The following is a 14,672-nucleotide window of genomic DNA, read 5'->3' as shown; positions in this document are numbered from 1 at the left end:
AACCCCATGCTACGACCGCTACGCATTGCAAAACTGGAATGTCAGACCGAGGAGGACCGGCAAGCCAGGCAGGAAGTGCTAAACGCTCCGGTGCCTCCCGGCCTGCCACTTGGCACCAACATGCTCCTGATTTCCGTCGCCGGCCGCTTCCGGGGGCGGGGCCTAAGCCTGGCTGAACTGGTCGAGGCCGGGAAACACGGCTGGCAGGGGGCACAGCGCTACTATGGAGCGGAAACCGACAAGTTCGAGCGGTGGGGGTTGCTGTGGGTGCAGGAGAGTATGTCAATGGCGCTGTATGACCACGAAAATAAGGCCGGCCCTCCATCATAGCAGGTGTTTGTCAGCCACCACTAATCCTTACCTTGCACCTTGCTTACGCTTCTTCAGGAGAGCAGGTACCGTCCGTTTGCCTTCTACTTCAGGAGATGAAATTGGGCAGCGTATCCGGTTGAAATCCTGGACGAACGGGAGCAACTACTCTGCTCTGTGACTACCCACGCCCATTTTCTTCGTCACTTATTAGTGGTCCTGCGCCTGCAGCACCTCAAGCGGGCGGTGCCTTTTGAGGAGTTGCGCGACTACCTGTTGGAGCAGACCTCGCTGCGGGACCTGGCCGCTAACTATTCGCAGCGCACCCTGCAGCGGGACTTGCCCCAAATTGCCGAGCGCTTTGGCGTCAACATTGGGCATGACCGGCAAGCCGGCGGCTACGTGATTGTCACCGCAGACCCGTTGCCGGAAGGCTACCAGCGGCTGCTCGATGCCTTTGAGCTGCAGGAGTTCCTGCGGCTCCCGACGGCCCTGAGCCCGTTTGTGCAGTGGGAATCCCGTCGGCCCCTGGGCACGGAATGGTTGCAACCGTTGCTACGCGCCGTGCAGCTACGCCGGCAGGTAGTGTTTCAGTACCACAAGTTTTGGGAAGAAGCGCCCACCCATCGGACCGTTTCGCCCTTGCTGCTTAAAGAATTCAAAGGCCGGTGGTACCTGCTGGCGCACGAGCCGGCCCGCCAGGGGCTGCGGTGCTTTGGGCTCGACCGCATCCGGGCCCTGGAATCAACTGCTCATTCATTTGAACCCCCTGCCGACTTTGAGCCCGATACTTACTACGCCCACAGCTTTGGCATTATCCGCCCAGACCACGAGCCCCCGGCCGAAATTGTCTTGGCGCTGGAACCTACACAGGGTCAGTATCTCAAGTCGTTTCCCCTCCACTCTTCACAACGGATACTGGTGGATACGGACGAGGAGCTACTGCTGCAGCTCACCTTGTACAATACCCACGACCTGCTGATGGAACTCCTTTCGCTTGGAGACCAGGTGCAGGTATTGGCCCCGGTGTCGCTGCGGAAGCAGATAAAACAGATTCATGCCACCGCTATGAAGGCCGTACCCTTGTAGCGGGCAGCAACCAGCCTGTAGCCTACGACCCTAAACCATCACCTTACAAACAACATAATCCCCATTACATGGAAGCATCAAGTACCATCAAGAAAATGCTGGCCGGCAACAAAATTGTCGTTCCAACTTACCAGCGCGCTTACTCCTGGGACACCGAGGCGAAAAAGGAGAATTCCACCAAACAGGTGAATGTGTTTCTGCGCGACTTAGAGCAATACAACACCAGCTCGGCAAAGACCCCTTACTACTTCGGGCACTTCCTGTTTGAAGAGATAACTAAGGAGGACTTCGCGGTGATTGACGGGCAGCAGCGGCTTACCACGCTCGTTATCTTTCTTTCCGCCCTTTTTACCCGCTTGAAAGCAATTCGGAAGTTAACTGACCCGGAAATTGAGGCCAAGGAAGACATGGTAAAGCGGAACTCGACCTACCGCTTTGAAACCGTCGATTACGACCGGCAGCTATTCAAAGACTATGTTATCAACTAGGAGCGGAAGGATAACCGCGGCCTGCAAACCACTTCTGCCAAACGCATCGTAGCCGCATTCGACTTCTTTACCAATGTCCTGGCTGAGAAAGACGAGAGCTATCTGGTGAAGATGCTGGACACCATCAGTGCGGCCACCTGCACCACCCACCCGGTGCGGGACGAATCGGAAGCGATTCAAATGTTCATCTTTCAGAACAACCGGGGAAAAAAGCCCTCGAATCTGGAGATTATCAAAGCGCAGTTCATGTTTGCCGTGCACTTGCAAGGCGGGGAAGCCAAGAATAGTCTCATCGACGAGATAAAGACGCGGTTCGAGAATATCTACAAGTCCATCTCCTCTATTGAAGGGACTATCAAGGAGGATGATGTGTTGGGGTACACCTTCCAAGTGTTTTTCAATTCCTTATCGGAAAGCAACGCGCTCGATAGAATCAATAAGAAGCTGGCGGTTGCCGACCCCGTACCCTTTGTCAAAGCCTTTACTCAAGCCTTGGACACGAGTTTTCGGCACCTGACGACCTTCTTTAGACACGATGAGCCCGAGCACCATGCGATTCATTCACTGGTAGCCCTTGGCGGATATAGCCTGGCCATCCCCTTCATCATCAAAGCCTACACGTTCAGATTGCCCATTGAGAGCATCTGCCAATTGTGCACCTCGTTGGAATCCGTGGTGCTCCGGAGCCGGGTAATTGGTACGCGGGCCGATTTAACTTCTCGTCTGAATGATGTGTATTCGGACTTCACGGAGGATACCCCCAGCATCGAACCGATTGTCAAGCGGGTCAATTATTTGAAAACGACCACTGAGTGGTGGTACGCCTATTGGAATAGAGTGGAACTGGACAAGGCCCTGCAAGGCTGGCTGCACCCGGCCACTGCCCGGTTCCTGTTGTGGAAGTACGAAAATCACTTGCTGGGCAAGGGCAAAAGCGGGTATGCCCTTTCCCGCTTCGATGCCGTTACCCGCCCGGAACTGGAGCACATTGCGCCCCAGACGCCAACCAAAGGGGAACCAGTAGCCGCGGGGTACCCGGCATACGACGAGGAATTCAGAAACCAGTATATCGACTGCTTGGGCAACTACCTGCTGTTATCCAAGTCCCATAACTGCTCGGTTGGGAACAGTCCGTTTCTGGACAAGCGGGCTTCCTACACGCACACGGCGCAGCAACGGGAGATTCAGGACCTTAGCGCGGAATCCAACGTGTGGAGTAAAGAAATGATTACTGCCCGTAAAGCAAGCATCATTGAATTCATTACTGAGAATCTGTAATAGCAGGTAGCTGAGCCACTAGCGATAATGCAGACAGGAGAAGCAAAGAAGCCCAACCATAGTAAGGTTGGGCTTCTTTGTTTGGTAGTGCTAAGCCACACTAATCGATACCTGTTATCTGACGAACAAGACTGAAGCCTTTGGTGCCCGTTAGGTATCATAAGGAAGAGTTATGATACCTAAAGTGCTGATTTTGCTTGACCAGCATAAGTAGCGTTAGTGTCCTGCTCGCAACGTAGATTGCGCTCCTTACTGACCACTGCTTTTTTCATCACGTGCCCCTTACCACGCCTTCTTATATATGTGTCTGAACCCTGACTCGGATGAAAAGTCGGCTGTTCCTCCCGGATTAAATTACAACATCTCCGATAAGGAACTTGACCGCGACATCATCAACCTGCATCTGCCCGAGCCGGATAACTACATCGCCACCGACGAGGAGTTGCGGGCCTTGTACTTGCCGGGCGAGTACGACCGCATGATGGAGGAATTTAAAAACCTGTAGGGCTAACTTGCCGGCCTTGCTTCGCCGGCTCCTGTTTATGGACTCAACCGCATATAAGGAAAGCCTGCAGCAGGCAGCATCTGCCTTGTTCAACATTCGCGAGCGACTTTTCAATGCCGTCTTCTAGGTCGCCATCACCGGGGAACTGAAAGAGTGGTCTGACACCATTACCGTTGGGGAGCAGGTCACTTTTTCCAAAGAGATGTTCGAGGGATGTGAAGATGCTAACGTGCAGTTGCTGACGCAACTTCTGAATAACGTCGAGCAGACCTGCGATTCATTGCTGAATCTGAACAATATCGAGTTGGAAGGCGAATAGCGCATGCGGGCGCATTCGTTAACTGTATTAAAAACTGTATGCTGTAAATATGGTCCACCTTTCCCCAGTTAATACCCTCTATTTTTCCGAACTGCTGCCTGCGGCGGCTCCACGGCTTTGGCAGCAGCTGACACCGGTACTGGAGGAACACGCAATTCCTTATCAGTTGCTGACCCAGACCAAAGACATCTGGGCTGTCGACTATATGCCGGTGCAGGTGAGCCGGACGGAATTTGTGCAGTTTCGCTACGACCCGTCCTATCTGAAATTTAAGAAGTACGCTAATAAGCGCACTGATGCCACCCCGGTATTGGCCGCATTGCCTCTGCCGGGTGCCACACTGAATCCACTGCGTCTTGACGGAGGCAACGTGGTGCGGGTAGGACAGAAGGTTATTGTTACCGACCGGGTCTTTTCTGAAAACCCCGGTGTGCCGCCCGCCCGGGTGCGAGAGCAGCTCAGTGAGGCCTTGCGGGGAGAGTTGATTATTATTCCGGCCGACCCGCACGATTTCACCGGGCATGCCGACGGCATGGTGCAATACTTGGACGAGCGAACCGTGCTCATCAACGACTATCGGGGCAAGGAAGCCCAGCTAGGGCAGCAGCTGGCCAGTGTGCTGAGTAATGCCGGCCTGACCTGTATCCCGTTTCCCTACTTTCCCCAGGCAGGCAGCTATTCATCGGCGGTGGGTGCCTACATCAATTTTGTGCGGGTAGGGCCGCTGGTGCTGCTGCCCGTCTTTGACCTGCCTTCGGACGAAGCGGCGGTGTACCAGACCGAGCGGTTGTTCCCTGGATGCCGGGTGGTTCCGTTGAATGTGGCAGAGCTGGCTAAGGACGGTGGGCTGCTGCATTGCGTGACGTGGGCCATTGACCAGCCCGGTGCGCATGCGTTGCCGCAGGAGCTGCCCGAGCCAAGCGCCCATTCTTATTATGGCCGGAAGCAATTCCAGAAGTGGGGCGATACCACACAGCCGGGCCGGCCGCTGGACCTGCGGGACCGTTACCGCGGCAGCCTATTAGGTGCTACATATGGGGACGCCCTGGCGGCGCAGGCTGCTCCTACGGGAATTCCCGCGCAGGCCACGGCTGTCACACAGCTGATGCTGTTCACGGCGGAAGGCCTGCTGCGGGCAGAGCACCGCAGCGTACAGAAAGGCATTGGCGGGGCCGAGCCGCAGATTGTCTGGGAAAGCTGGCTGCGCTGGCTTGGCACGCAAGGCGCTACCCCTCCCGGAGGGTACAATCCGGAAAAGGTGACTTCGGGCTGGCTCAGCCGGCAGGTGCCCCTGAAGCATTCCCGTAAGCCGGCCCCTACTACCTGGAAGGCCTTGACGACTTCCCGGTATTATCCCCCGGAAGCCGTGCCTAATATGAGCATGGGCGCGGACCCGCTCGTGAGGGTGGTGCCGTTTGGCCTCTTCCATTTTCACTCCACAGCGTACGCCATGGAGCAGGCAGCCAAAGTAACCGCCTACACACACGGGCATCCCGTGGCCCAGGCGGCAGCCGGCTGGGCATCGGCGACCGTGGCACAGCTGGTGCACGGGGCCTCGTTGGAAGAAGCAGCCCGGGTGGCGTACCACCTGCTCCCGCCTGCCACCGCAGGCGGTGACCTGTGCCGGTATGCGGTGGACATGGCACTGCAGCTGCACGGGAAGCCGACACATTTGCTCGCGGCGGACTTTCGGCAGTTTATGGCGGGACGCACTGCGCCGGCAGCCCTGATGGGCGCACTCTACCACGCGCTGCAGTTCCGGGACAAGCCCGAAACTGCCCTGACGGAAGCCGCTCAGGTGGGTGGGCGTTCCATGGCTGCGCTAACGGGTGCCTTGCTAGGCGCGCACCTGGGCGAATCGGCCTGGCCGGGCGGGTGGAGCAGCCGGCACGACCTGGCCGGGCTGACCCTGGCCATGGCCGATGACCTGTTTACCCGCGTGAAAGGCGACAGCTTTACCCTGGACGAGGAGTGGTGGGCGCGGTACCCGGGGTTTTAACCACGTTCTTAAAGTCCGCTTTTAAAGCACAGTACTCACTTTTTTGCAGAGATGGAACATATTAAAAATTACGGCATTCTCGCTTCGATTGCCTGGAACAGCAACGACTGGACCGCTGACCCGACCGACGCGGACCTGAAAAAGTCGAAGTACGATTTTGTCAAGGATAACCAACACACCCACGAAAGCATCAACTTTGGGCACGAACTGTATCCCGCTGAAGCGGATGGCAACTTTATCGGCTACACGCCGATGCTGCGCCGGTTACCGGACGTGGAAAAGGCAAAGAATGTGTGTGCGGTATTCTTTTTAAGCTCCGACTACCAGAACCAGAACCGCAAATGCATTGTGGGCATCTACGGCTTTCCGGAAATCGGTTGGTTTGAGCGGACAGCTGAGCACCCGATTTTCGAGAAGTACGATGCCGGCAACGTACGCTCTCATCTTGATGATATCATCTATTTCAAGAACCCGGTGGTACTCGATAACGAACGCGTCGTCCGGGAGAAGCTACTGCCTGAGGGCAAGCTGATATCCCAGCAAGGGTTTAATTACCTGGATTCGGACAACGTCTTCAACGTCCTGCTGCTGGCTGCCCGGCTAAACCCGGACAACACCAAGCTAACCAACCTGCTGAAGAAATTTCCGAATGACCTGAGCTACATCAACGAGGTGATTGATGCAGAAGATTTTCGCGGATTCCTGGGTAACCAGGATGCGGACAGCTTGGAATCGCTTGCCTGCCTGGAGAAAAAAATGCAGCAGCTGCGCCCGCAGCTAAAAGAACGGGTTTCGTCCTTTATCGAACGGGGCGCCATTGCCAGCAAGGTCAAAGTGCTGACCAAGCACAAATGCCTGGTTTGTGAAGCCATGGGACTGAGCCCCGTCGGGTTTCGCAAGCCGGACGGCACCCCTTACGTCGAAACGCACCACGTCGAGCCGGTTTCACAGCTATCAGTGGGGGCCCTCGGCTTGGCAAATCTGATTACCATCTGCGCTAACCACCACCGGCAGATACATTACGGCAACACCAAACTGACCCAGCAAACCACGACGCATTTCACCTTCATACTGGACGGGCAGAAAGTGGTCATTCAAAAAGTAGCGCTGTAAACCAATCTCAGGCGGATTGCTCATTCAGGTAATCCTGCCAGATTTCCTTCCACTCGCTCAAGTGGGCCTGCGCGGATTCATAGCTTGGGAAGTCGTAGGCAATGACATCGGCCAGGTATTCCATCTCCCACTGCTTCGTGCCCGGGTGCAGCATATACACCGGCCGGGTCTTGTATTCCACCAGCAGTTGCCGCGTGTCGTTGCCGTCCATGAGAAACGGCGACAGCTTGAAGCACTTGATTTGGGCCGGAGAATTAGCAGCCAGACCTGATAAGAAGCGAAAAACTGGCCGGTGCAAACCGAAGATATCCCGAACATTTAGCTTGAAAAGGCATGTTTGCATTTTAAGCAGGAGGTCAGAAATTTTAATCTTCGTCAAGGTGCGCTGATTTATAGAACCAAAGGCCAGTATAGCCTGACTTGCACTTCGGTTAAGTTTTCTGCGTGGCGGTTAAGTAAAGCAAGCTGGATAGATGATAACGGAGTAAGGTTAGTACCTATACCGCAGACTACCTGCCACTCTTCAGTAGTAAGGTCGCGGGCTGCAAGTGATGGGTAGTCTAGCTGTTTCTCCAGATATTCTGTCAGCGCAATGCGATGTTCTCTCGGATTGGCTACCCATTCAGGGCGTAATTGTCTGGCCGCTACAACTGACGGCGGAATATTGCCCTGAGCCAGGTTACTGATAAATCCCGGAATGCTGTTTTCCAGCTTCCAGCCAAGCGATAAATAGGCAACACATTTGCTGTCGTCTGTTGCCCGCTGAAACAGATGCGTCATCATCTGCGAATTCTTGATACGGTTCATAAATAAATCTACCGTGCGGAGCAGCAGCGCTATCGTATTTGGGTAGGGACGGCTGCCTAATGGTCCCAGGCCAGCCCCGGCATCCGATACGATGATGGTGTTGCACTCGTAGCGGCTGGTCGCCTGCGTGAGCTTCTGCAGGCCCTGATTATCATACACTCCGCCATCAATAAGCTGCGGCTGGGCATGGATGGTATCAGTCGGGTCCCGAAAGTATTTCGGGTCAATGGTGATGGGCGTAAAAGCAAACGGCACACAGGAGGAGGCGGTTACTGCCCGGGCTATTGGAAAATCGGCACCATTAAAATGCACCGGATGAGGGGCATAGGTGTAGGTGGAGTCGGCCATGGAATCCCGCGAAAACGTAAAGGGCCGACCTGTTTGCAGATTCGAGCTGCCAATCGCCAGCACAGGCTTTTCAGGCAACTGCTGCAGCGTTCGTCCCTGGTAGAAAAAAGTATCGTAGGCCTTCTCTATTTCCTGGCTGACGGGAAGCAGCCGAAATTGAAACCGGAGCACAAAATAAAACAAGCCAGCCAGCGGAAGCAGGGCAAGCGGGGCCCAGCGGGTAAACAGCAGGAAACCGCTCAAGGCGAGAAAAGCCAGTACCAGCAGTACAGACCGCACGAATGACCAAGAGCGTAGCGCATAGCTGATAACGTTACAATGGAGTAACGCCGCTGTCATACCATCATGGAATTCCTCGAAACTTCCCTCGTGCAGGCAGTAGGCCGCCCCGGTAATGGAGCCTCCGGAAATGGTTGAGATAACTTCGATGCGGGAAAGCAGCTCCAGTTCGTGCAGTTTTTTAAGCGTGCCTAAGTGAAAAGCGGCGGCCCGGTAGCCACCACCGGACAGAGCTAAACCGAAGCGGCGAACGAATGTCATACTAAATCTGTGCTGAAAATACTGGTAAATAACCGATTAGCTGGTATTGGTTAAGACATCTGGCCCAGTGCCTCTTGTCGGGCGGCGTTGGTGCACGGAGTAAAGGCCAGTCTGTTCGTGATAAACCTCTGGCAAGAGCCACGGGGTAAGTCACCGGTGGAGTAAATGGCGCAGCCGGGGACTGTCTGCTCAAGGCACCGTAGTAAATCCGGCCCCGGATGCATGCCGTCATTGGGGGCTGCTACCCAGAACCTGTCAGCTCCGAACTTCTGCATCCGCGCAGCATTCAGATTGTAGCGACTGCCGTGATGAGGCAATTGTACTAAGTGGTAGTGGCTGAGTTGATGACTCCCCTTTTCTATAGCGGCAAACGAGGGCTCACTGGCATCGGCAGTGAATAAGCATCTATCTCCCTGCGCTGTTATCAGTTCTATTACCACACTGGCTTTGTTATCGTGCGAAGGGTCTTGGCGATTGGCAATAGCGCGGCAAGGGTCAATAATGGCTTCCGCCTCAGCAAGTTGTTGACTTGGAAGGAGGTTCCAAGATAACTGCCGCCCGGCTTGTTGCATCATTTGCTGAAAGAATGCTGGGCTTGGTCCCAAAATGCGTAAGTGGTCCTGATGAGGCTTCGGAAGTAGTGTGGTACCAGCAAAAGCGTTCCGGTGTGCAATGCCAAGATGTTGCAACTGCTTTTCGAGGCTGCTGGCTTGCTTTAATGACTCGGCCAGAAACTGTGCCCGTCCCTGGAGGCGGAATTCTGCGAAGAAGAGGAGACGAGTCTTCTGCTGTACTTCCCGTAGTAGCAGGCGGCTCCCCCAGGGACCAACCGGGTTGTTGAAGTAAACAGCCTCTACCTTGTTGCCTTGCTGGTGAAGCTGCGTTAGCAGTTGTTCCATTCCACCCAAATGGTCGCTATGCATGTGCGTGTTGACAGCAATCAGGTAGGGTGATGGCCCGAGGGCGTCTTTTATACAGGCGTTAAAATGGTCAAGGACCAATCCGGCATCTGCCTTCTTTCCAGCATCTAAAAAGACTACGTAATCCCGCGTACTGTCACGGGCCCAGATAATACTGGCATCGGCCTTATCTAGGCTCAGGATATCAATGACAAAATGCATAAAAAAAGCTGGGGTTCTCAATTCTGTGGCGGCTGACCAACCGGAAACAGGTTAAGCCAAGCGGTCAGGCAACTCATATGCTTGCGCTGGATACCAGCCGGCGAAGCTAGACGATTTACCGCACCACACCGCATTATCCCAATACAGGCCTTAGCCAGGCTGCTGTATTTTTTAGCAAAAAAAGCTAAAATTTATGGCAAAGCCATTGTCTCCGCGCAACTTGAACGTTACTTTGCCTGACTGTTTATTTTATTTCGCTCATGCCTTCCAAAGCCAAAGAAGTTATCGTGCCGCCAGTGGGCGTGTTCCGGGTAGTTTTTCTCTATGTAGGGCAGGGCGACGCGGCCATTCTGGCTGTGCCGGACGGGCCGGCATTTCGCTACGTGCTGCTGGACAATAATATCGACCGTAGCGCCGGGGGCATCAATACGGAAAAGCTGCTCAAAGACCTGCTTGATGACGGCCTCGACGTGTTTATAAATACGCACCCGCACCGCGACCACACTGAGGGTATTGAAGTCATTCACGAGGCCACGCCCATCAAGGAAGTCTGGCACTCGGGGCATAAGCCTGGCAAAGACAGTGATGGTGCTTATCAGGAAATGCGCCGGGTAATCAAGGATATCGGCCCGGCCAATGAGTACAAGCTTTTTGGCAGTAACTCGACTAACAAGATTCGCAAGTCTGATGGTATTACTACCGTGACTAAAATGCTGGGGGATATTACCTATCAGGTGTTATCGCCCGCCGAATACCTTTGCGATGACATTGCTGAAGGCGAGGACAAGGAACGTGACCGTCGCATTCACGAGCACTGCGCCGTTATCCGGTTTTCCTATGGAAACCCGGCCCGACATATTCTTGTAACGGGCGATGCTGACCGCGTGGCTTGGGAAGACCACATTATGCCCTACCATCAGACGATGGTTAAGGCCGATGTGCTGAGCGCAGTGCACCACGGCTCGCGTACGTTCTTCAAGTTTCACGGCGACGACGAGGACGTGTATGAAACCCATATCGAAACCATTGCACCGGAGTATGTGATAGTCAGCGCTCCCACACAGGATGAGAGCCGTCACAGCCACCCGCATGATGATGCCATGGACTTGTACAAGGAGCATGTCAGCGACCCGGCTAATGTGCTGCATTCCGGCAAAAACCGGGAGTCATTTATTGTAGACATACACCCGGATGGCAACTGGACGGTAACTCCGGACCAGGAACTGGTAGAGGCCTACGGGTACGACAACGACGGCGGGGATGGCGGCAAAGCCAGCGGGCGCAGCGCGTCGGTCAGTTCCTCGCGTCCGGGCACCCGTCTGGATAAGCAACCTATGGGCGCTGCGCATGAGTAAGTGGTTTGAGCGCCATCCGGACATCCTGTACGCAGAGGCTGACCAGCTGGCCTCTACCAGTAGCTATGAGCAGCAACACCACGAACTGGGTAACCTTTTTGTTTCGGCCGGTAATATTCTCGTCCGGGCAAACGGCCGCGTCGAGCGCTTTCCCGTGGCCATTGTGTACGCCGAAGCTACACCTTACGACCTGCCCAAGGTGTTTTTACTCGACCAGCCGCTGACAGAAAGCGACGTAAAAATTCTGGCCAGACTGACCTGTGATGCCGTTGCCCAAGTGCTTCAGCAGAAAGCCAGATTTTATTTTAAGCGCCACCAGAATCCGGACGGCAGCCTTTGCTTACTGGAACAGGATAATCTGGACCGCCACGGAGCGGAGTTCTACGATGCCCGCAGCATTATCCGCAGGGTTCAGCAGTGGCTGACGGCACAGTTGCTGGGCCGGCCCATGCCGGAGAGCCAAGAAGTAGAACTGTACGCGCATTATCCCCACCGGCTGCCTGTGCACATACTCCTGACGGCGGCCTTTTATATAGCCGGGGCGAGCCGGGGCCATTTCTATCTGTTGCCAGTACCCCTGTATACTGCGCAACAAGACCACCAACTATACATTGGTGCGGGTCTCGTATCCGACTCCGCTCCGACTGACGAAACAATAAACTGGCCGCACATGCCGGAAGGCCTGCGCACTCCGCAACAGTTAACGCGGCAGCCCGGTAAGCTCAGGCAGGCGCTTAAAGACAATAAGCTGGTGGAAGGCTACTGGTGGTCACTGCCTGGCGAGCCGCCCGTTTTTGCCGATGGGGTAGTCCTGCTGCAATATCTGACTGATAATCTTCCCGAGGGTGGGCAACCTGCCGAATTGTTATGGAAACCGCTTAAAGACCGGCGCGATTACATCTTCGTGGGTTTGTGCTTTCCTAACCGGCACGCGCAGCCGGAGTGGCTGCTGCTGACTCTGGAAAGAACGGGCAACCAGTTTAAGGCTGACTATGCCCGGCGCAACGTGCCTGAACTGCTCCGGAACTACCGCCTAGCGTCATGCTACAGTGAGGCGTTTCGCGACCAGGATTACCACCTGCGCAATAGTGGCCGGGTATCTTATGAAGCGGTGCGCGGGCAGGCCGTGACCGTTGTGGGCTGCGGAGCACTGGGCAGTGAGATTGCTGACTCGCTTGGTAAGGCTGGGGTGGGGCACCTGAAGCTGGTGGATAACCAGACGCAGTATCCGCACAACAGCATCCGGCACCTGGCAGGCCTGCACTTGGCCACCCTGCCCAAAGCGGTGGCCGTAGCACAGGTCGTTGCCGACCATAATCCCTTTGTCAAACTCGATGTTGCAGTAGAGGATATACTACGCGGAGAGTTTGCGCACTATATGCTGCCGGCCGGTATTGGTATCTGTTCTATCGCTGAGGACAATACGGAAGCTTACCTGAATGAGCAGGCAATCGCGCACCAGCGCACGATGTTCTACGCCCGTGCACTGCGTGGTGGCAAGGCCGCCCGTATTTTCCGGATTATCCCTGGTGTAGACGCATGTTTTCACTGCCTGACGTTGTATCGCCGGGAACAGCATGAAGACTTTGTGGATGTGCCCGAAGACACCGCGCTGCCCACCCTGCGTAATGAGTGCAACAACCCCATCCGACCGGCCAGCGCGGCCGACCTCAAGCTGATTTCGGCCCTTACCAGCCGTTTATTGCTCGATTATCTGCAAAGCCTTACTCCCACTGCCCCAAACCACTGGGTCTGGGCTACCGAGCCGATTTCGGGCTTGCCCGAGCAAGCGGGGGTACCATTCAGTCTGCACACGCGCAGTCTGCTGCCGCACCCGGACTGTCCCTATTGCCAAGCTCTGCACAGAATGCGTGTGCTAATAGAGCCCGCCGCGCTGGACTTCATGCGGCAACTAACACTGGCTACCCCCGGCGTTGAGACCGGCGGTATTCTGATAGGGAAGATTAGTGCGGGCCTCGTGCATGTCCAGTACGCGTCGCCTCCCGGACCCGGGGCCGTGCGGACGCCTATGCGCTTCGAACGGGATGTTGAGTCTTGTCAGCAGTTTTTGAACGGTTATGCCGCCCAGGGACTGCTATACCTGGGGGAGTGGCACAGTCACCCTGATGAAAATAACAACCCCAGCACCACAGATTTGACTAGTCTGGCCCGGATTGCGCAACAGCCCCAGTACCTGACTACGAAGCCCATCATGCTCATCTTCACTCGTTCCGGTCAGGTAGCCTGTACAGTGCATCCGGTCAGTGCCACTTACTATTTATGCACGTTGGAAACGCTTGCTACAACCGTAGAAAATACAAACCAACCACCTGTGGATTAGCTGTTAGCCCGCAGCCACGTTGCCCGATTGGCAATTTTCTGTCTCCTTACTGCTGTGACTTTAATCGACTGAGTTAGTAATCTTAGGCTAATCCTCAAGTCAAGACCTCCCGTTTCTGGCTCGCCTCATTGAGGACTACGGCATGAGCGTGGAGCCGTTGATGGAACACCTGCAGATGACGTATTGCACCATCAGGCAGCGCGAACCCCTCTCGTCCGGCTTTCCGCTGGCTGGGGATATCCGCGTCGCCGACGTGCAGGCAAGCCCAGCAAGCCAAATCTGAGCTGACTCGATTTTGTGGTAATTTTGGTTGCAAAAACGGCCGCTAAATCGCGCAAAATAGGATGGACATCAGCCCGAATTTTGGTCCTAAAGAGGCCAACTAAGAGCAGCGCCAAGCTCTATCGGACCGTGCTGACGCATTGAATGCAATCCAGAGCCGCAATTAAGCCCCATTGCCGAGCATTTGACCTAGCGCTACATCAAAGGCGAATTGAGTTTGGTCGCAGTACACACACAGCTGGAAGCCTACTATCCGGTAAGTCAAGGTAATTAAGTCGGCTGTCTTATTGTTGGGGGAGACACACATTTTCCACGCTTGCTCTGGCTGACAAACGGCGCTGATTAACCGCTCAGGACCGCCCTTATCGCCGATTTTACGTATCTTGTATTATGGAAAAGACTCCGTATTTCTCCGAAAACGAACGCACTGAGCAGCAGCGCCGCGACGTGGTTAAGTTTGCGGTGGGCGTATCGCTGAGCCAGAGCCAGCCGCCCTCAGCGCAGCTGGTCGAACTGCAAAACCGCTATATAGCCGGGCAGATTGACTTGGAGCAACTGGCCGCCGTACTCGATGCCGAATACGGACCCGCGCCTAGCCCGGACCCGCACGCTAAGTATGCGCCGGGCGAAGGCCCGCTCGTGGAGCCCGCTCAATCTTACGAACCCTATCTGCAATTCGAAGAGCGCATTGTGAGCTTGGCTTAGTAAGCTGGCACTCCAGCATCTTGTATCATCCGCGAAGCCCGGCCCGGTGCCGGACTTTCTGCTAGGCTTGCCC

13 protein-coding genes are annotated in these 14,672 nt (G+C 55.2%); 10 read left to right on the top strand and 3 right to left on the bottom strand.

What is annotated here, in order from left to right; genetic code table 11:
* Positions 1-6 precede the first annotated feature (6 nt).
* The 7 genes from AAFH49_RS08200 (at position 7) to AAFH49_RS08170 (ending at position 7,100) form a co-directional block, all read left to right on the top strand.
* Positions 7-330 (top strand): hypothetical protein, encoded by a 324-nt coding sequence (locus AAFH49_RS08200; RefSeq protein WP_342297220.1) that lies wholly within the window; start codon positions 7-9, stop codon positions 328-330.
* A gap of 156 nt (positions 331-486) precedes the next feature.
* Complete coding sequence (locus tag AAFH49_RS08195) at positions 487-1,398, top strand: helix-turn-helix transcriptional regulator (RefSeq protein WP_342297218.1); 912 nt, start codon at positions 487-489, stop codon at positions 1,396-1,398.
* A 68-nt stretch (positions 1,399-1,466) separates the two neighbouring features.
* A complete protein-coding gene (locus tag AAFH49_RS08190; protein WP_342297216.1) occupies positions 1,467-1,886 on the top strand; it encodes a DUF262 domain-containing protein in 420 nt (139 codons plus the stop codon).
* A 111-nt stretch (positions 1,887-1,997) separates the two neighbouring features.
* Positions 1,998-3,164, top strand: coding sequence for an HNH endonuclease family protein (locus AAFH49_RS08185; protein ID WP_342297214.1), 1,167 nt, complete (start codon positions 1,998-2,000; stop codon positions 3,162-3,164).
* 301 nt (positions 3,165-3,465) lie between these two features.
* Positions 3,466-3,669, top strand: coding sequence for a hypothetical protein (locus AAFH49_RS08180; protein WP_342297212.1), 204 nt, complete (start codon positions 3,466-3,468; stop codon positions 3,667-3,669).
* A 368-nt stretch (positions 3,670-4,037) separates the two neighbouring features.
* Positions 4,038-5,987, top strand: coding sequence for an ADP-ribosylglycohydrolase family protein (locus AAFH49_RS08175; RefSeq protein ID WP_342297211.1), 1,950 nt, complete (start codon positions 4,038-4,040; stop codon positions 5,985-5,987).
* 51 nt (positions 5,988-6,038) lie between these two features.
* Positions 6,039-7,100: an HNH endonuclease gene (locus AAFH49_RS08170; RefSeq protein WP_342297210.1), complete on the top strand. Its 1,062-nt coding sequence runs from the start codon at positions 6,039-6,041 to the stop codon at positions 7,098-7,100.
* A gap of 7 nt (positions 7,101-7,107) precedes the next feature.
* On the opposite strand, the gene AAFH49_RS08165 is transcribed toward AAFH49_RS08170, so the two are convergent.
* From AAFH49_RS08165 to AAFH49_RS08155, 3 genes are all read right to left on the bottom strand, one after another.
* Positions 7,108-7,311: a hypothetical protein gene (locus tag AAFH49_RS08165; RefSeq protein WP_342297209.1), complete on the bottom strand. Its 204-nt coding sequence runs from the start codon at positions 7,309-7,311 to the stop codon at positions 7,108-7,110.
* 179 nt (positions 7,312-7,490) lie between these two features.
* Positions 7,491-8,795, bottom strand: a complete 1,305-nt coding sequence (locus AAFH49_RS08160; protein WP_342297208.1) for a patatin-like phospholipase family protein — start codon at positions 8,793-8,795, stop codon at positions 7,491-7,493.
* Between the two features lie 50 nt (positions 8,796-8,845).
* A complete protein-coding gene (locus AAFH49_RS08155; protein WP_342297207.1) occupies positions 8,846-9,916 on the bottom strand; it encodes a ComEC/Rec2 family competence protein in 1,071 nt (356 codons plus the stop codon).
* A 260-nt stretch (positions 9,917-10,176) separates the two neighbouring features.
* Between AAFH49_RS08155 and AAFH49_RS08150 the strand changes: the two genes are divergently transcribed.
* From AAFH49_RS08150 to AAFH49_RS08140, 3 genes are all read left to right on the top strand, one after another.
* Complete coding sequence (locus AAFH49_RS08150) at positions 10,177-11,271, top strand: ComEC/Rec2 family competence protein (protein ID WP_342297206.1); 1,095 nt, start codon at positions 10,177-10,179, stop codon at positions 11,269-11,271.
* Positions 11,264-13,612, top strand: coding sequence for a ThiF family adenylyltransferase (locus AAFH49_RS08145; RefSeq protein WP_342297204.1), 2,349 nt, complete (start codon positions 11,264-11,266; stop codon positions 13,610-13,612). The genes AAFH49_RS08150 and AAFH49_RS08145 overlap by 8 nt, the downstream gene beginning before the upstream one ends.
* A gap of 672 nt (positions 13,613-14,284) precedes the next feature.
* Positions 14,285-14,599, top strand: a complete 315-nt coding sequence (locus tag AAFH49_RS08140; protein WP_342297203.1) for an antitoxin VbhA family protein — start codon at positions 14,285-14,287, stop codon at positions 14,597-14,599.
* The last annotated feature ends 73 nt before the right edge of the window (positions 14,600-14,672 follow it).

The organism is Hymenobacter segetis (assembly GCF_038448715.1).
GTDB lineage: Bacteria > Bacteroidota > Bacteroidia > Cytophagales > Hymenobacteraceae > Hymenobacter > Hymenobacter segetis.
Note: the sequence above shows the minus strand (reverse complement) of the source record. Positions and strands in the feature narration are given on the sequence as shown.

Excerpts from the sequence above, each read along its gene's own strand:
- AAFH49_RS08185 (WP_342297214.1), top strand. The coding sequence starts at position 1,998 with ATGCTGGACACCATCAGTGCGGCCACCTGCACCACCCACCCGGTGCGG.
- AAFH49_RS08200 (WP_342297220.1), top strand. The coding sequence starts at position 7 with ATGCTACGACCGCTACGCATTGCAAAACTGGAATGTCAGACCGAGGAG.
- AAFH49_RS08180 (WP_342297212.1), top strand. The coding sequence starts at position 3,466 with ATGTGTCTGAACCCTGACTCGGATGAAAAGTCGGCTGTTCCTCCCGGA.
- AAFH49_RS08170 (WP_342297210.1), top strand. The coding sequence starts at position 6,039 with ATGGAACATATTAAAAATTACGGCATTCTCGCTTCGATTGCCTGGAAC.
- AAFH49_RS08145 (WP_342297204.1), top strand. The coding sequence starts at position 11,264 with ATGAGTAAGTGGTTTGAGCGCCATCCGGACATCCTGTACGCAGAGGCT.
- AAFH49_RS08160 (WP_342297208.1), bottom strand. The coding sequence starts at position 8,795 with ATGACATTCGTTCGCCGCTTCGGTTTAGCTCTGTCCGGTGGTGGCTAC.
- AAFH49_RS08165 (WP_342297209.1), bottom strand. The coding sequence starts at position 7,311 with ATGGACGGCAACGACACGCGGCAACTGCTGGTGGAATACAAGACCCGG.
- AAFH49_RS08190 (WP_342297216.1), top strand. The coding sequence starts at position 1,467 with ATGGAAGCATCAAGTACCATCAAGAAAATGCTGGCCGGCAACAAAATT.
- AAFH49_RS08150 (WP_342297206.1), top strand. The coding sequence starts at position 10,177 with ATGCCTTCCAAAGCCAAAGAAGTTATCGTGCCGCCAGTGGGCGTGTTC.
- AAFH49_RS08175 (WP_342297211.1), top strand. The coding sequence starts at position 4,038 with ATGGTCCACCTTTCCCCAGTTAATACCCTCTATTTTTCCGAACTGCTG.
- AAFH49_RS08140 (WP_342297203.1), top strand. The coding sequence starts at position 14,285 with ATGGAAAAGACTCCGTATTTCTCCGAAAACGAACGCACTGAGCAGCAG.
- AAFH49_RS08155 (WP_342297207.1), bottom strand. The coding sequence starts at position 9,916 with ATGCATTTTGTCATTGATATCCTGAGCCTAGATAAGGCCGATGCCAGT.